The sequence below is a fragment of the Paenibacillus sp. FSL H7-0756 genome, from assembly GCF_038006765.1.
Taxonomy (GTDB): Bacteria; Bacillota; Bacilli; order Paenibacillales; family Paenibacillaceae; genus Paenibacillus_AQ.
Genome location: NZ_JBBOVT010000003.1, coordinates 138,145 through 154,888, shown reverse-complemented (window position 1 = coordinate 154,888; position 16,744 = coordinate 138,145). Strand labels below are relative to the sequence as shown.

The 16,744-nt window shown below is 52.4% G+C and carries 14 protein-coding genes; 5 read left to right on the top strand and 9 right to left on the bottom strand.

The window, feature by feature from the left end:
- Window positions 1–113: 113 nt before the first annotated feature.
- Window positions 114–1,088, top strand: coding sequence for a DUF4003 family protein (locus tag NST04_RS26570; protein WP_341186961.1), 975 nt, complete (start codon window positions 114–116; stop codon window positions 1,086–1,088).
- Window positions 1,089–1,374: 286 nt separating this feature from the next.
- On the opposite strand, the gene NST04_RS26565 is transcribed toward NST04_RS26570, so the two are convergent.
- On the bottom strand, window positions 1,375–2,754 hold the full coding sequence (locus tag NST04_RS26565; RefSeq protein ID WP_341186960.1) for an amino acid permease: 1,380 nt from the start codon (window positions 2,752–2,754) through the stop codon (window positions 1,375–1,377).
- Window positions 2,755–2,993: 239 nt separating this feature from the next.
- Here NST04_RS26565 and NST04_RS26560 point away from each other — a divergent pair, with 239 nt between their 5' ends.
- Together NST04_RS26560 and NST04_RS26555 are read left to right on the top strand one after the other, a co-directional pair.
- Complete coding sequence (locus NST04_RS26560; protein ID WP_341186959.1) at window positions 2,994–4,769, top strand: ABC transporter ATP-binding protein; 1,776 nt, start codon at window positions 2,994–2,996, stop codon at window positions 4,767–4,769.
- On the top strand, window positions 4,756–6,531 hold the full coding sequence (locus NST04_RS26555; protein ID WP_341186958.1) for an ABC transporter ATP-binding protein: 1,776 nt from the start codon (window positions 4,756–4,758) through the stop codon (window positions 6,529–6,531). Before NST04_RS26560 ends, NST04_RS26555 begins: the two co-directional genes overlap by 14 nt.
- 502 nt (window positions 6,532–7,033) lie before the next feature.
- Here NST04_RS26555 and NST04_RS26550 read toward each other — a convergent pair.
- Together NST04_RS26550 and NST04_RS26545 are read right to left on the bottom strand one after the other, a co-directional pair.
- Window positions 7,034–7,636: a GNAT family N-acetyltransferase gene (locus NST04_RS26550; protein ID WP_341186957.1), complete on the bottom strand. Its 603-nt coding sequence runs from the start codon at window positions 7,634–7,636 to the stop codon at window positions 7,034–7,036.
- 24 nt (window positions 7,637–7,660) lie between these two features.
- A complete protein-coding gene (locus NST04_RS26545) occupies window positions 7,661–8,578 on the bottom strand; it encodes an AraC family transcriptional regulator (protein WP_341186956.1) in 918 nt (305 codons plus the stop codon).
- A 69-nt stretch (window positions 8,579–8,647) separates the two neighbouring features.
- Here NST04_RS26545 and NST04_RS26540 point away from each other — a divergent pair, with 69 nt between their 5' ends.
- Together NST04_RS26540 and NST04_RS26535 are read left to right on the top strand one after the other, a co-directional pair.
- Window positions 8,648–9,223, top strand: coding sequence for a histidine phosphatase family protein (locus tag NST04_RS26540; RefSeq protein ID WP_341188058.1), 576 nt, complete (start codon window positions 8,648–8,650; stop codon window positions 9,221–9,223).
- A 76-nt stretch (window positions 9,224–9,299) separates the two neighbouring features.
- A complete protein-coding gene (locus tag NST04_RS26535) occupies window positions 9,300–9,830 on the top strand; it encodes a ClbS/DfsB family four-helix bundle protein (RefSeq protein WP_341186955.1) in 531 nt (176 codons plus the stop codon).
- Between the two features lie 61 nt (window positions 9,831–9,891).
- Here the strand turns inward: NST04_RS26535 and NST04_RS26530 are convergent, their stop codons facing one another.
- The 6 genes from NST04_RS26530 to NST04_RS26505 form a co-directional block, all read right to left on the bottom strand.
- A complete protein-coding gene (locus NST04_RS26530) occupies window positions 9,892–10,137 on the bottom strand; it encodes a hypothetical protein (RefSeq protein ID WP_341186954.1) in 246 nt (81 codons plus the stop codon).
- Window positions 10,127–11,692, bottom strand: a complete 1,566-nt coding sequence (locus NST04_RS26525) for a glycosyltransferase family 39 protein (RefSeq protein WP_341186953.1) — start codon at window positions 11,690–11,692, stop codon at window positions 10,127–10,129. Before NST04_RS26525 ends, NST04_RS26530 begins: the two co-directional genes overlap by 11 nt.
- A gap of 250 nt (window positions 11,693–11,942) precedes the next feature.
- Window positions 11,943–12,803: a formylglycine-generating enzyme family protein gene (locus NST04_RS26520; RefSeq protein ID WP_341186952.1), complete on the bottom strand. Its 861-nt coding sequence runs from the start codon at window positions 12,801–12,803 to the stop codon at window positions 11,943–11,945.
- Between the two features lie 161 nt (window positions 12,804–12,964).
- The gene (locus NST04_RS26515) at window positions 12,965–13,588 is read right to left on the bottom strand and encodes a glycoside hydrolase family 11 protein (RefSeq protein ID WP_036694640.1); all 624 of its coding nucleotides are present in this window, start codon (window positions 13,586–13,588) and stop codon (window positions 12,965–12,967) included.
- A gap of 592 nt (window positions 13,589–14,180) precedes the next feature.
- Window positions 14,181–15,221: an NAD(P)-dependent alcohol dehydrogenase gene (locus tag NST04_RS26510; protein ID WP_341186951.1), complete on the bottom strand. Its 1,041-nt coding sequence runs from the start codon at window positions 15,219–15,221 to the stop codon at window positions 14,181–14,183.
- A gap of 247 nt (window positions 15,222–15,468) precedes the next feature.
- Entirely contained in the window at window positions 15,469–16,572 is a 1,104-nt protein-coding gene (locus tag NST04_RS26505) for an ROK family transcriptional regulator (RefSeq protein WP_341186950.1), read from the bottom strand.
- Window positions 16,573–16,744 lie beyond the last annotated feature (172 nt).

Below are 16,744 nucleotides of genomic sequence, written 5' to 3'. Positions count from 1 at the left end.
TACGCTCTCATAGGTTTGGGGGCAAGTCTAATGGAAGAGTTTCAATTTCATCGTTTTGGTTTTTATAGTAGAATATACCCAGATTCCCTACCACTAGATGAGAGGTGCATGAGATGAAGCAATCGTACATAGCCAGACTTGAATTATTCGTAACCAACGCCCAGCAGATTAAACAGGAATTCCCCTGGCAAAATGCCTCTGTGAACCGGCTGGCAGCCTTGCTCTACGCCGTGGAGGACAAGACCGCCAATGTGCAGGCAATCCGCATGTATCATGAGATGGTCAAGGATAACACCCGGGGCTTCTCGTCCTTCCGGGGAACCTCTGCCATCTGTATTGCTGCGCTGCTCTCCCTGTCCCCCCAGCCGGAACAGCAGCTTGCAGCTACGCTGGCTGTATATGACCTGCTCAAGGAACGCAAATTCCGGGCCTCCGACTACCTGGTCATTGCCGCCTATCAGATCGCTGCCCATACCCCGTACGATCAATATGCCGCAGCCATAGACCGCACCCAAGCCTTCTACGAGGGGATGCGGTCGAAGCACCGTTTCCTCACCGGGCGGGATGACTATATCTTCGCTGCCATGCTCGGACTCTCCGATATCCCTGTAGAGCAAGGGCTGGAGCAGCTGGAGCAGCTCTATGCTACGCTTAAGCCCGAATTCTTCTCCGGCAATAGTGTTCAGGCGCTGACACAGGTGCTGGTGCTAGGCGGAGAGGATCTCACAAGCCGGGTGCTTAGCCTGCGCGAGGCGTTCCGGGCAAGGGATATCCGGCTGGATAAGGAGTATACGCTCTCGTCCCTTGGCATCCTGTCCCTGATCCCGTACGAACAGCAGCAACTGGTAAGCGATGTCTCAGACACCTATGAATTTCTGCGCCCGCAAAAGGGCTTCGGCGGCTGGTCCATCAACAAGCAGGAGCTGCTCCTGCTGTCTGCCGCACTCGTCTCCTATCAATATATAGTCGATGTGAGAAACGGTATTATTGAATCTACCCTATCTACCAGCCTGACCAACATCATCATTGCCCAGCAGACAGCGATTGCTGTAGCTGCAGCCTCTGCTGCTGCGGCAGCTTCTTCTTAGGAAGTGACATGCAAAAGGCCTCCGGAGCGTAATTGCTTCGGAAGCCTTTTAGTTGGATTTCAGGCACTTGTTAACCAGCGATCTCCCGTGTGACGGAAATTAGTTGGATTTATGACACTTAACTCTGCCCATATCTGCGATGTTACCTATATCCGGCTGGATTAGGTGTATAATTTCCAACTACAATTCGCCAAACAACGATTTTGTTATAATTAGATGACGTTTTTCCACTTGTTGTTATGTTAGATAGCTGCGGCCGCTTGCCTGCCACCCTTCCGCAACAACCCTACACTTCCTCCCCATCCCCGGGCATCCGGCGTCTGCCGATCCCAAACGCATAGTACCCCGCCACAACAACAGCCAGGAACGACGCGCCGACGATCAGCGACAGATGGGTATCCGGGTTGAACCACATGCCGATGATGACCAGCGACAGGAAGATAATGATAATGTAGTTACTGACCGGGAAAAAGCGGGACTTGAACGGATGGACTGCCATCTCGCCTGCCCATCGCTCTCTGAATCTGAACTGGCTGAAGGCCAGGGCGAACCACGGAATCATTCCCGGAAGCACGCTGGCACTGTAAATATAGAGAAACAGCTTGGAGTCCGGTATCAGATAGTTTAACAATACGCCTACCAGCAGCAGGGAGATCGTGGTAATAATGCTGTTCCGGGGCACTCCGCTGGCAGAGACTCTGCCGAAGAACTTCGGAGCCTGTCCGTTCTGGGCCAGCGTGTAGAGCATTCTTCCCGCACTGTAGATTCCGCTGTTGCAGCCCGACATCGCCGCTGTCAGCACCACGAAGTTGATAATGCCAGCCGCAGCGACAATCCCCACCTTGGCGAAGGTCAACACGAACGGACTGCCGATCTCGCCGATCTCATTCCACGGATAGATGGTCACAATGATGAAGATGGCCCCCACGTAGAAAATCAGAATGCGCCAGATGATATTCTTGATCGCTTTGCGCAGCGTTTGCTTCGGATTCTCGGCTTCCCCTGCCGTAATCCCCACCAGTTCAATCCCCTGATAGGCCGCCGTGACAATGCAGAGCGCGAACAGAAATCCCTTCAATCCTCCGGCAAAAAAACCGCCATGGCTATACAGATTGGACAGACCTAGCGGCTGCCCGCCATTCCCGAGACCGAAAAAAATCACCCCGGTGCCGATCACCAGCATCACAACAATGGCAACCACCTTGATCATCGCAAACCAGAATTCAAACTCCCCGTACAGCTTCACCGCCGCCAGATTGGCTGCCGCAATGATGCCCACCCCGATCAGCGCCGGAATCCACTGCGGGATATCCGGGAACCAGTACCCGACATAGATACCAATTGCCGTAACCTCCGCCATTCCGACTGTCACCCACAGGAACCAATAGCTCCAGGCGGTCAGGAAGCCGGCCAGCGGGCTGATATATTTGTGGGCAAACGTGGCAAAAGAACCGGTCACCGGCTCCATCACCAGCATCTCCCCCATAATCCGCATCACAAAAAACATAATGATTCCTGCCAAAAGATACGCAAGCAGCACGGAAGGCCCCGCCCACTTAATCGTACTTGCCGAGCCCATGAATAATCCCACGCCAATCGTGCCGCCCAGTGCGATCAGCTCGATATGCCGCGGCTTAAGTCCTCTGGTTAACTCTTTGGATTCCAACGAAATGCTCCTCCTCATATGTACACCTGTACACCTCACATGTACTCCACGCAATCTATCTTAATATGTAAGCATCATTGTAAGCTGTGATCTACATTAACGCAATGCAGAATTACTGGATTACTCCAGCAGAAAGTTTCACCATTTGTAACAATAAATTGCCCCAGAACCTATACATTTTGGTTCATAGTGTTATAATCACTTTGTTTATCACAAGACAACAGGAAACAGGTGATCAGATGTTTGAAATCAAATGGCTGTGGCAGAACCTGGAGGGCAACCGGGCGCGGTATATCGTGGCGCTCTGCCTCTCGGTGGTGGGCTCAAGTCTTACGATTGTGAACCCCTACATCAGCCAGCGCATCGTCGATACGTTCATTGCCGGTGACCACGCAGGAGAGAATCTTGCTACAGGACGCGGACTGCTTATTGCACTGTGCCTGGGCATGATCGGCTTCTCTCTGCTCCGTACAGGGCTGGCATACTTTACGACCATGCAGTACGAAATTTCTTCACAGAATATGATGTACAATATCCGGATTTATCTGTACAACAAGATTCAGGGCCAGGACCGGGAATATTATGACCGCAACCGCACCGGGGACCTGATGACCAAAATGACGGGGGATCTGGATATGGTCCGCCACTCGATGGCGTGGATTTTCAAAACGATCATTGAATCGCTTACGATTTTCCTGGCAGCCGTCATTTATTTCCTCACAATTGATGTGAAGCTGACGCTGTGGATGCTGATCCTGTCCCCGCCGATTTTTGTAGTGGCCTTTATCTTCGCCAAGCGAGTGCGCCCGATGTACATCGACCTGCGCGAACGGCTGTCCCAGCTTAATACGACGACCCAGGAGAATATCTCCGGGAACCGGGTGGTGAAGGCTTTTGCCCGTGAGGAGTTCGAGATTGCCAAGTTCACAGAGAAGAATGTCAACTACGCGGTGGCGAATAAAAAAGCGGCCCTCGTCTGGCTCGACTACTTCCCTTATCTGGAGTCGTTCGCCCAAGGCTTCAACGTGGTCCTGATGCTGGCCGGCGGTTACTATGTGATGGAGGGCCGGATTACCTTCGGTGAGTTCACGGCGTTCTCCTCGCTGATCTGGGCTGTCTCGAACCCGATGCGCAATATCGGGATTATTATTAATGATATCCAGCGTTTCTTTGCCAGCTTATCCAAAATCGTCGATATCTATTACGCCCGTCCGGCAATTGCCAACGATCACAATCCGGTAGAGCACCGCCGCTATGAGGGACGGATTGAATTCGACCATGTCCGGTTCAAATATGATAACGCTACCGTGCTGGATGATGTGAGCTTCACGATCGCCCCCGGCGAGACCATTGCGATTATGGGGGCCACCGGCTCCGGCAAAACCTCGCTTATCAACCTCATTCCCCGCTTCTATGATGTGGCTGGCGGGCGTGTGCTGGTGGACGACAGAGATGTCCGGGAGCTTGAGCTGGATGAGCTGCGCGGGAATATCGGGATGGCTACGCAGGATGTCCTGCTGTTCTCCGATACCATTGACGGCAACATTGCCTACGGCGATCCCGATCTGCCTGAGGAGGATGCGCAGGCTTACGCGGCTCTGGCCGCTGCCCATGATTTCATTGTCAAAATGCCTGAAGGCTACGATACCGTAGTCGGGGAACGCGGTGTCGGGTTGTCCGGGGGCCAAAAGCAGCGGATTGCGCTGGCCCGCGCCCTGGCGGTCCAACGTCCGATTCTGATCCTGGATGATACGACCTCAGCGGTCGATCTGGAGACCGAGGAGCATATCCAGCGCAGCCTCCGGGAGCTGGAGTATCCCTGCACGAAGATCATCATCGCACAGCGGGTATCCACTACGGCCCAGGCTGACCGCATTCTGATCCTGGAGGGCGGGCGCTTGATTGAGGAAGGGACCCACGCCGAGCTGCTGGCGAAGCGGGGTTATTACTATGATGTATTCATGCTTCAGAACGAGGGCATTGGAAGGCAGGTGACCGAGATTGGCCAGGAATAAATTCGATGTCGATGAGAATCTGGAATCGCCGTTTAATATCAAGCATTTCCGGCGGGCCATGGTCTATATCAGACGCAAAAAGAAGCCGATGCTTATCGCATTCGCGCTTAGTGCATTGTCGGCGGCAATCGCCTTGTCGGCTCCGCTGATCATGCAGCATGTGGTGGATGTGACCATACCCGCCAAAGACATGGGAGCACTGGCAGGCTGGTCCCTGCTAATGCTGGCGACCATCGTGGTCAGTGTCATTCTGGCGACTATCCGCTCACGGATTATGACCCGTGTCGGTCAGGATATTATTTTCGATATCCGCACCGACCTGTTCAAGCATCTGCAGGAGCTGCCCTTCAAATATTATGACGACCGGCCGCAGGGCAAAATCCTGATCCGGGTCGTGAACTACGTCAACGGGGTCTCTGACGTGTTGTCCAACGGGATTATCAACTTCATCCTGGAAATCGTGAACCTGATCTTCATCGCGGTGTTCATGTTCGCCGTGGATGTGCGGCTCTCCTTCATCATTCTGGCCGGACTGCCGGTATTCCTCGGCGTCATGCTGCTGATCAAGACCCGGCAGCGCCGGGCCTGGCAGGCCGTATCGAACAAAAGCTCCAACCTGAATGCCTATCTGCAGGAGAGCATCAGCGGCATCGGCGTCACCCAGATGTTCTCCCGGGAGACACGCAATGAAGGGATCTTCACCCGTCTGGCCGGCAACTTCCGCACGGCCTGGATGAAGGCGCTGCGTTACAACATACTGATTCCGTTCAGTGTCGATAACCTGTCTACCATTGTTACGGCTATGATCTTCCTGGTCGGCCTGCTGACCCTGGACCCGCAGAATATGACGCTGGGCGTCATTCTCGCGATGAGCAGCTATGCGGCACGCTTCTGGCAGCCGATTCTGAACCTGTCGAACTTGTACAATAACTTCATTAATGCGGTCGCTTATCTGGAGCGGATCTTCGAGACGCTGGATGAGCCGGTGACGGTCAGCGATATCCCCGGTGCGAAGACGCTGCCGCCAGTGGAGGGCCGGGTGACGTTCGATGATGTCACCTTCGCCTACGATCCGGGCCTGAATATCCTGGAGAACATCTCCTTCGATGTCGCAGCGGGAGAGAGCATCGCTCTGGTCGGTCCGACCGGAGCGGGCAAGACCACCGTCGTCAACCTGATCTCACGCTTCTATAACCTGACCGGCGGACGCATTCTGATCGACGGGCAGGATATCTCGCAGATCACGCTGAAGTCGCTACGCGGACAGATGGGGATTATGCTGCAGGACAGCTTCATCTTCTCGGGAACCATTCTGGATAACATCCGCTATGGCAGACCGGATGCCACCGAGCAGGAGGTTATCGCCGCTGCGAAGGCGGTTTGTGCGGATGATTTCATCCGCGAATTCGATCAGGGCTACCAGACCGAGGTGAACGAACGCGGCTCCAAGCTCTCCCAGGGGCAGCGTCAGCTCATCTCGTTCGCCAGAACGCTGCTGGCCAACCCGCGGATTCTCATTCTGGATGAAGCCACCTCCTCTATTGATGCACAGACCGAGCGTCTGCTCCAGAAGGGGCTGAATGAGCTGCTTAAGGGCCGGACCTCGTTCATCATCGCGCACCGCCTGTCTACAGTGAAGAACTGCGACCGGATCATGTATGTCTCGAACAAGGGCATTGCCGAGAGCGGCTCGCATGATGAGCTGATCGCCCGCCGCGGCCTGTACCACCGGCTGTATACGGCGCAGAAGATGGAAGCCTGACGTGCAACGCAAGTAAGGCTATATAGATTGTACTTGTAGTTCAATTTATATAGGTTCAAACAAGTGGAAACGGCTTTGCCGTCCTTTTAAAGGACGGTACCGTTTCAGCGAGAAATAGAAGGATAATCTATCGTGTGAAACATATAGATTCTTATATTTTAAGAAATCGCCAAAAACCGCAGCAGGGGCTCCCCTGTCTGCGGTTTTTGGCATGCTTAGTTGGACCGTACAGCACATCTTCAGTGAAGATTGCGCCCTCACGTAAGATCCGTTACCGCCTAAGACTACTGTTACTGGCTTTCTCAATTTCGTGCAATTAAGCAATACTAATACTCCTGCTGCGATCCATGCGGACTGGAGAGCCGCTATTCCTGTACATTGCACCATTTCACGGGCTAAGCGGACTCACATGCACTTAACTAGCCGCTCTTGCCTCAATTCCATCACCAACTGGCCTTATAACGGCCCCTCAGTCCGCGGACGAGCGGTAAAGCAGTCTTTTTCACAAAATAAGGGCCTCATGGTCCGGTTGTAGAACCTTCATATACTCTTCCCTCAGCATACTATAGATCTCCAGATCGACCACGCCCTTGCCGGACCAGAGGGCCGCCTGCCGCAGCATCCCTTCCTTGACATATCCGTTCTTCAGCAGCACCTTCTTGGAGGGCTCATTATTCAGCATCACTTCCGCCTGAATCCGGTTCACCTGAGCCTGCTGGAACAGAAATGCTGTCAACAGCTCAACGGCCCTGGAGGCGAGGCCCCTCCCCCACTGGGCTTCCGCAAGGAAGTAGCCAATGGTGACCATATTAACCCTCTGATTGAAGTCGCAGGCTTCAATGATTCCGAGCAGGTGCGTATCGTCCGCTGGAGCGAAGATGCCCCACTTGATCCGCGATCTTTTGCCATAATCCCGCTCATAATGACCGATCATGCTCTTGACTGTAGTCTTATTGTGCTTGGGGATAATCCCGCAATATTCGAACACATGGTCATTGCTGTAAATCTCGAACAGCCCGTCCAGATGCTGCTCCTCAATCTTGCCCAGCACCAGCTCCTCTGATCTTAAGACAGGGAACTGGTCAAATACAATCTCCATCTTCACCCGGGGCACTCCCTTCTCTGATCCTTAAGCGCTTGGCCTAATGGGGACGTACAGCTCAACCATGCACTTGCCCTGCGGGTCCTGCGCAGGATCATTCAGACAGAATTCAAGACATGGCCGGTCATCGGCTTCATAGCCGCTGCGGGGTAACCATACGCTGAACATCGTATCATACGCAAGGACAAATCTCTCTAACGTATCATAGTAGGAATACACCGCATACTGCCCGCCGGATAGAGTCTTGTATGCTACCTCCTCCCGATGGGCCTCCCGTTCGAATCCCTCCGGAAGTGTAACGCAAGCATCATAGCGGCATACAGACTCTTCCGTAAGTTCCCCGTCATCCAGTGAGATTCCGATGAACTGCTGATTCGCCGGATGCAGCCCCTTCTCAGTAGCCCAGCCGGTTAGCTTGTCCCATGCGTGATGCGTGTCCAGGTAACTACCAATATGCCTGACATAAGCGACTTCAACTTCTGCAATTACTCTAAGTTCCACCATACTGTCCCATGCCCTCCTTAACAGCGAATTACCTTCGGCTTTATTGTAATCCGCCAGGGCGGCCAGCTCTGCCTGCTTATTGCTGAGGAGTGATGGGAAATTGCTATGTTTCTGCCTGCTGTTCCTGACACTGCTGGGCGTACAGCCGAAATGCCGTTTGAAATGGACATTCAAGGCGGAGACCGATTCAAAGCCGCTCTCCCCTGCAATCTCCAGAATCGTCTGATTCGTCCGGCTAAGCAGCACCAAGGCCTGCTCGACGCGCTTCCTGGTTACGAAGGCCATGGGCGTCATGCCGGTGAAGGCTGTAAATATTCTGGTGAAATGATATTTGGAGAAATGGGAGATCTCCGCCAGCTGATCCAGCCGCAGCGGCTGGCTGCTGTGATTTTCTATGTAGGCAATGACCTGCTTGATCCTCTCTCCATACTGCTCCTTCATCACTGAATCCCCCGTCCTCTTCGTGTTACAATACTGTATAAATATTAATAGATGAGGCGATAGTGAATGATTACCACTCTGTACTTCGTACGACATGCTCACTCTACTTATTCTACCGACGAATTGAATAGACCTTTATCCGAAGATGGACGGGCAGACGCACAGAGAGTTACCCGTCTACTACTTCATGAGAATATTAACATTCTGATCTCTAGTCCCTATAAACGGGCTATACAAACCATTGAGGGGCTGGAGAAACCGCTCAGGACTAGGATTGTAATTGAAGATGATTTTAAAGAAAGAATCTTATCTGCTGAGCCTGTCGCCGATTTCGGGCTTGCTATGGATCAGGTCTGGGCGGATTATTCCTTCGCCTGGCCGGGAGGAGAATCCAATCTGGTTGCCCAGAAGAGAGGCGTACAAGCACTCTATAAAGTTTTGCAGCAATATAAAGGAAATTCAATCGCTATCGGAACGCACGGTAATATGATGGTCCTGATCATGAATGCTCTGGATAAGCGTTATGATTATAGCTTCTGGAAGCAGTTAGAAATGCCCGACATCTATAAGCTAAGCTTCGTTGAGAACAAGCTTGTGAGTGTACAGCGTATTTGGCGCAAGACTCCCCCTTGGCCACACATATAGTTTCGATGCACCCGGTTAAACTGGACAGACTGTTGTCACAACCCTGTGGTATAACCAGAGGAAAGGAGTGATTGTTATGGCAAGCTATGAATACTCATCCCGGCAGGAGCTGATGGACTCGATCCATAATCTGTACCTGCTCTTGGATGCCGAGTATGATGGAATTAACAATACATATAAGGATATGCGAATTCCCGAGGTGGACAAAACCCCTGCCGAGATCATCGCTTATCAGCTGGGCTGGCTGGATTTGGTTAGGGGCTGGGACCGGAGCGAGCTGGAGGGACAGACCTTCTCCATGCCCGCTGCGGATTTCAAGTGGAATCAGCTCGGCGGGTTGTATCAGTCCTTTTACAGCAAATATGCGGAGTATTCTCTGCCTGAGTTGCGCGAGCTCTTCCGGCAATCAGAGCAACAGTGGCTGGACTGGATCGAAACATTGACGGAGGAGGAGCTGTTCATCCAAGGCGCGCGTAAGTGGACCGGAACCAAGGAGAACTGGCCGATGGCCCGGTGGATTCACATTAACTCTGCCGCTCCGTTCAAGACCTTTCGGGGGAAAATCCGGAAATGGAAAAAGCATTGTCCTGAAGGACTGGCAGAGTGACAAAGCGGCAGTGTCACAAAGCGGATAGCGGGATAACAGCTCAGCGTCCACTGCTTCGCAATCATTGCGTGCTGTCTGCCCTCCCGTCTGGCCTTTGCATCCCCCTCTTGCCAGTGCCTTCCCGGTTCATTCCCCTGCTCCCGTCCCTGAAGCCCGCGCCGCCGTTCATGCCGGGGAATCCGCCGGGCCGGGAATTGAAGTCTGCACTGGTGATATTCTGAGCCGTGACTGCTTCGCAGGAAGTGAGCAGCAGCGAACAGCTAAGCATACTAATGATTAAGGTGATGTAATATTTCTTAGTCCGCATCATGAGACCTCCTTCTGCCGGTCAGCAGGGCATAGGCATCTTGGAAACCCAGGTAAGACAAGACAAGCAGCAGCGGATACACGGGATACAGATACCGGGACTTAATCTCCCAGAGCAGGTAGAACCCGATGAAGCCAAGAATCACCAGAAGGAGCGGGGTCTCCGCGAAGCGCTTAGCCCGCAGTCCCCGGATTAACCGGATCAGAATGAAGACGTACATCAGGAAATTCTGGACATATAAGGCCCACAGCAAGGCGCTCCGGTACATAGAAGCACCTTCAAACAGCCTGCTTGCAGCTGTGGAATAGCTGTAATGGCCCATCACCATGCCGCCCCTCCCGCCAGTGGAGGAGGCTCCTTCATTTCCTATCCCGTAGCGCTCTATCTGATACGTTCCTTCCGTCCAGGTCCAGACCAGCTTTTTATAATACATTCCTGCAAGCTCAGTTAAGGTCGCGTCAGAGAGCTTGCTGCGGATGGACGCCTTGAACAGTTCTACACTCTCCGCCTTGTTATAGCCGGCCTCCTGCTGGTAGATATTATAGCTCTCCCGGTCATCCCAGAACCCGAGTGTCTCCAGATTAATCCCCATATTCAGCCACATGTACACTGGAGCAGAATTGCTGGACGGAGATTCGTCCACAATGCCTGTTGCCTGAAGCGCCGTATTCTGAATCCAGGCAGGAAGAACCCACAGCAGCAGCGTTACTCCAACGGCGGCAATGACCTTCTTCACGCCAATCGCCCGCAGGTTCAGGAGCAGACTGAGAACAATGGCAATCAGGAAGATCATACCTATACTGCGGAAGTAGTTGCCAAGTGTCAGCAGTACTGCCGCGAACAGCATATCCTTCATGGATCTTCTGCGGATGAACCTGACTCCGAAGTAGAGCGCGCTGGTGAGCAGAGCCGTGGCAATTCCATCATTATAGATGAAGTTGCTCATGAACAAAGCCGGAACATAGGTCGCAGCCACGATCAGAAGGCCATAGTCCTTCCGGTCTGATTTGGGCTTCAGCTCTTGGCAGAGCAGATAGATAACCAGCGTGGTGACGAGCGAGAACAGGATGGTGAAGCTTTTGATCACCAGATAATTGTCCGGGAACAGCAGCAGCAGCGTCTTCAGATACAGCACAAAGGAGAAATTGAACGGGAACATATACAGGTATCCGCCTGACTGGAAGGAGGAATAATCCTTGTCATAGAGCATCGCCCAGGCCAGGGACAGCACCGTCTGTGAATCATCTGTAGGCATGCGGGTGAACAGGAAAATAATCACGGCCTGCATAATACAAGACACCAGCAGAACGGCGGGAATAACCTTGGCCCGGCTGTACCCTTCAAGCTTCCGGGAGAGTCTGTACAGCACGTAGCCCAGTCCCAGAACAACTACAATCCATAGCAGGAACACAAGCGGCTGCTGCCCTTCCAGCACCGCCCGGTCTCCATACACGGAATAATTATATTTCGCCCGGAGAAAGAAGGATGAAGCGATGAACAGCCCAATGAACAAGGCGAGGATGAGTGTTACGATTTGCTGGATTCTTTTTACCATGATACCCTCCTGACCGGCAGCGTCCGGGGAGTCCTTCGCACGTGCCTTAATCCATATACGGAGTATACATAGTGAATCTGAATGTTAGTTGAAAGGATTCCTGGGATGCGCCAAGTGGAAACGGCCTTGTCTTACAAAAAACCTCCGGGTCCTCTCCAGCCGCCGCATTCATAGATGCGCTCATGCCGGATTAGCTTCCCGAAGGCCTGCTGCTTAAACTATTCTGTTCTGTTGAATACTCATGGATGAATCACTTGTCAGCAACAGCACGAACCACACGAAACCCCTGGTCATTCCCCCGGCTGCTCGGCTCGTATTGACCCCGGAAGGATACCTCTGTGTTGTTCACCCCGCCGATCCAGCCGCCGCCCTTCACCAGCCGGACAGAGCCGGTCTTGCTATTCGAATCCCCTTCACCGTACCAGTTCCAGCACCATTCCCTTACGTTCCCTGACATATCATACAGTCCCAGCTCATTGGGTTGCTTGAGGCCGGTATTTCTCGGCTGGCTATGGTTGTTCTCAATCGCAGGCCAGGTCCAGTCCCCGGTCAGGAATTGATCACCGGAATTCCTCCAGTACCAGGCCACCTCCTCCGGGTTGTCGCTTCCGCTATACGGGTAGCTTGTGCTCATCTGGCCTCCGCCTGCTGCATATTCCCACTCGGCTTCTGTCGGCAGACGGTAACCGTCCGCCCCTTCATTGGCCGTTACAGTCCATTTCATGAAATCCCGGTCACTTGTATTATTCGGATCGACCGTACTCTTGTCTATATTATAATAGGGGGCCAGGCCTTCCTTCACACTCCGCTCATTGCAGTACTCCACGGCATCATACCAGGTTACGCTCTCCACCGGCAGCTTGTCTCCTTGGAACTGCGAGGGGTTACTCTTCATCACTTCCAGCCATTCTTGCTGGGTGACCTCATATTTACCGATGTAGAAGTCCGGGAGGGTCATCTCTGTCCCGTAGTAATTGGATTTCGTATCTTTAAAAGTACCGCCTTCTACCCGTACTAAACGCTCATCCGCGGCAGGCTTCTCCTGAGAGCAAGCAGTGGCTATAGCCGCGATTGCCATGCACAGAATCAGAATCATTAATGGTTTTCTCATGAATACCTCTCCTTTGAGCAGATGGGCAAGGTACAGGACCTAAGCGCAGTTCAGTGTGTGAAAATGATAAGGCCGGCAGCTTGTCCACCCGGCCGGCCTTAGCCCTGTCTAGCTGAGCTCTGCCATTGCCGGAACCGGCAAAATGGCGTTCAGCTGATCCATTACCACACAGTTACGTTGGAGCTGCCGCTGCTCTGGTATCCTTCGGTAGCCAGTACCTGATAGGACCAGCTACTTCCCAGATACATCGATTTGCTCTGCCAGGCGTTCACGTGGTTGCTGAACGTAATCTGGACATTGCTTCCGATTGGCCGTTTGGATTGTCTTACACTCCAGTACTGCGGGAACGTAGCATTTCCGTCAATGGAAGGAGCATCGTAACGCATGGTACGATAGATATCATAAGTGCCGCCATCACTGTTCACCGTGCCTTTGTAATCGCCGGTTGGTCTGTAAGTTCCCCAGTTGTCTACCACGTAATATTCAATAAGGGAATTCCGGGTCCATCCGTATAAGGTCAGGTAGCCGTTGCCGGAAGGCGCGAAAACCCCTGCATTATAATTTACAACCCGGTTCGGTGATCCGTAAGTCCAGCCTTTGCCCACTACGAAGTTCCCGGTATTGTACCAGTTCACACTGTAATTCCCGCCACTTCCGTTCACCGCATTCACAGTTCCGCCGCCATCGGTCCAGTTTTGCCAATAATCTGTTGCGCCTGCAGTCGCTGCGAACGCGCTGAAGCTCAGTGCTGCTGTCATTAATACCGTAAGAAGTTTCTTTTTCATTGTAAATTAATACCTCCCGATTATAATGTGTTTGCTTGCAGCTTGCTTCTCCCCGTAGGATATAACTTATCCTGAGGGTTATCCCATATATTTACTTGTCCTCCTTTCGAGAAAATTATATCTAGTAAGCGTTTACATTACTCTCTGCAAACTAAAGATTAACCCCCAATTTTTATTGATATTATGAAAATAATGGGTCAAAATCAAGGGAATTGTAACCTCCTGGGGGATATGTGGTGAAAATTCGGGGAATTTCGGCAGTGGCCGGTGGCGCACAAATATTTGCTCATCCGGCCCACTTTTGCCGAGATCAGGTGCACTGATGCTCCTCATTTGCTCATCCGGCCTACTTTTACCGAATTCAGGTGCACTGATGCTCCTCATTTACTCATCCGGCCTACTTTTACCGAATTCAGGTGCACTAATGCTCCTCATTTGCTCATCCGGCCTACTTTTTCCAAATTCAGGTGCACTAATGCTCCTCCTCACGCCAAAAAAGCCGCCCCAATGGGGCAGCTCTGTACTGTTCAGCTTTACTCACTTGTCACTATTCATCCATTGCTAATCTATCCACCAATCCTCTATCGTCCCTCTACCCCATCTTAATGACGGCCTTAACCACATCCTCCTTATTGTCGATTACATAATCGAACGCTTGTTGCGTCTCCTCGAAGCCAAATTCGTGGGTGACAATGCCCTTGACGTCAATCTTTCTATCCGCGATGGCGCCAATAGCTGCCGGATACAGGTTGCGGTACCGGAATACCGACTTGATGTCCGCCTCCTTGAACATAATCTGCATGAAGTCGAAGTCGATGATATCCTTAGCGGCCAGGCCGACCAGGACGATGGTTCCGCCTCTTTTGACCAGATATGGCGTCTGCTTCACGGTATGCTCGCTGCCTGCCGTCTCAATCACCTTATCTGCACCCGCACCGTCAGTCCAAGCCGCAATGGTCTCCAGCACATTCTCCTGCTTGGCGTTAATGACCTGTGAGGCCCCCAGCTTCAATGCCGCCTCCAGCCGCTTCTCAATGATGTCCACCACCACAATCTCCGTAGCCCCGTAAGCCTTGCAGGCCAGTAGTGTAACCAGTCCTATGCAGCCCGCCCCCAGAATCACAACCCTGTCTCCCAGCTTAACGCCGCCTTGCGCCGCAGCATGAAGTCCCACCGCCAGCGGCTCCACCAGCGCGCCCTCCTCCGAAGACACATTATCCGGCAGCTTGAACGCCATGTTCTCGGGATAAGCCATATAATTCACCAGGCAGCCATGGTAGGGCGGAGTCGCTAGAAACTGTACATCCGGGCACAGATTATATTTGCCGCTTTTGCAGAATTCACACTGTCCACAGGTCACACCAGGCTCCAGCGCCACCCGGTCCCCCACCTTCAGGTGCTTCACACCAGGGCCAAGCTCCACCACTTCACCGGCGCATTCATGCCCGAGAATGAAGTCCCCATCCACTACGAAGTCGCCGATCCGGCCATGCTCCAGGTAATGCACATCCGAGCCGCAGATGCCGACAACCTCCAGCTTCACAATAACCTCGCCCTCTTTGGCTACAGGCATGCTAATTTCCTTCATTTCCATTTGCTTCAGATCTTTCATATAAAAAGCTCTGTTCTTCATCTGTTTCTCCTCCTCAGGAACATTAGTGTGCTCTTATAAAAACTACTGTTACTTCAAAATTTCTGCGTTCTTCAGCTTCACAATAATAATATACTTTTATAAAACTATTTAAATAAGATTATAAACAGAATTGGGATGAAGTCAACAAAAACTCCCCCAGAGAAGGACAAGGCCGCGATTGCAGCAACGTCCCTCTTCCGGAGGAGCGGGAAAGCAGATATTATATTAGGGTAAAAGCAACCCGGATCTAGATGCTGTCGATAAATTCAGTCACCAGCTCCAGGGCAGCCCCCACAGCGGTGGCCTCCAGCTTGTATTTGCAGACCCGCAGGTAGGAGCCATCCTGCTCGAAGGTGTTCTTGCGCGCTGCCAGTGCCTGAAGTTCACCGATGTATTCCTCCATGTGAGCCCCGGCATAGCCGCCGAGAATCACATCGCAATCGTACAGCATCCGCAGGTTATTCACTGTAATCACCAGATAGCCTACATACTCCTGCCAGATGGCCTGCTGCTCCTCCCTGCCCTCTCCCAGCAGCCGGAAGAATTCCGCAATACTGCCCCCTGTACTATCCGAGAGAATTCTCGCTGAGCAATAGGCATCTACACAGCCCTTCTGTCCGCAGTAGCAGGTACGCCCTTCAGGCAAAATCGTCATGTGCCCGAACTCCCCGCTACGGTGGTTCTGGCCTGCATAGATCTGGTTACCGACTATAATGGCACCGCCTACGCTATTATTAAGGGACAGATAGACCACATTGTGTATGTCCTGCTCTCCCCACAGTTCAGTGAGTCCCGCCGCATTCGCATCATTGCTCAGGACGCAGGGATAAGGGATGTATTTGGCGAACCGCCGGACACTGCCTCCCTTGAAATCTATGACTGTAGCATAGCTCACGGTCTGCCGGTCCCCGGATAGAATCGCGGGCAGCGCAATCCCTACTCCCAGAATCCGGCTGCGGTCCAGCTGGCAAGCCTCTACGAACTCCTCCACCAGCTTGCCTACCCCCTGGAAGTAGGTCTCCTCATTCGCAAACGGATAATGATTCCTGACATTCTTAATGATTCTGCCGCTCAGGTCAATGACGACAATCCCCACATGATTCAGGGTAATATCCAGTCCGACGGCATATCCCGCCACACTGTTGCAGGCCATCGACTTGGCCTTACGCCCACCGGTGGATTCATACAGCCCGGTCTCCTCAATCAGCCCTCGTTCCTGCAGCTCCTTGAGATTCTGTGTCACGGTTGGAAGACTGAGACCCAGCGCCTGTGCAATCTCCTGAATGGAGGTGGATTCACGGTGATACAGGTACCGGTAAATGGCGTTCCGGTTCATCTTTTTAACTTCCATACTGTTCAAGCGATGTGTCGCCATTCCAATCCCCCTCACTTTTACAAATGTACTTTATAATTTTATACATATAATATGCAATCACATCCGTTATAGCAATCATTAGCCGCTTTTATTGTGAATAATTTCACGTAAGTGGTTTTATTGTATCAAGAATTGGAAGTCCCGTCAT

What these genes read in the sequence shown, in the direction of transcription:
- NST04_RS26570 (WP_341186961.1), top strand. Translation starts at nt 114, where the DNA reads ATGAAGCAATCGTACATAGCCAGACTTGAATTATTCGTAACCAACGCC.
- NST04_RS26560 (WP_341186959.1), top strand. Translation starts at nt 2,994, where the DNA reads ATGTTTGAAATCAAATGGCTGTGGCAGAACCTGGAGGGCAACCGGGCG.
- NST04_RS26545 (WP_341186956.1), bottom strand. Translation starts at nt 8,578, where the DNA reads ATGAAGGAGCAGTATGGAGAGAGGATCAAGCAGGTCATTGCCTACATA.
- NST04_RS26535 (WP_341186955.1), top strand. Translation starts at nt 9,300, where the DNA reads ATGGCAAGCTATGAATACTCATCCCGGCAGGAGCTGATGGACTCGATC.
- NST04_RS26530 (WP_341186954.1), bottom strand. Translation starts at nt 10,137, where the DNA reads ATGCGGACTAAGAAATATTACATCACCTTAATCATTAGTATGCTTAGC.
- NST04_RS26525 (WP_341186953.1), bottom strand. Translation starts at nt 11,692, where the DNA reads ATGGTAAAAAGAATCCAGCAAATCGTAACACTCATCCTCGCCTTGTTC.
- NST04_RS26520 (WP_341186952.1), bottom strand. Translation starts at nt 12,803, where the DNA reads ATGAGAAAACCATTAATGATTCTGATTCTGTGCATGGCAATCGCGGCT.
- NST04_RS26515 (WP_036694640.1), bottom strand. Translation starts at nt 13,588, where the DNA reads ATGAAAAAGAAACTTCTTACGGTATTAATGACAGCAGCACTGAGCTTC.
- NST04_RS26510 (WP_341186951.1), bottom strand. Translation starts at nt 15,221, where the DNA reads ATGAAGAACAGAGCTTTTTATATGAAAGATCTGAAGCAAATGGAAATG.
- NST04_RS26505 (WP_341186950.1), bottom strand. Translation starts at nt 16,572, where the DNA reads ATGGAAGTTAAAAAGATGAACCGGAACGCCATTTACCGGTACCTGTAT.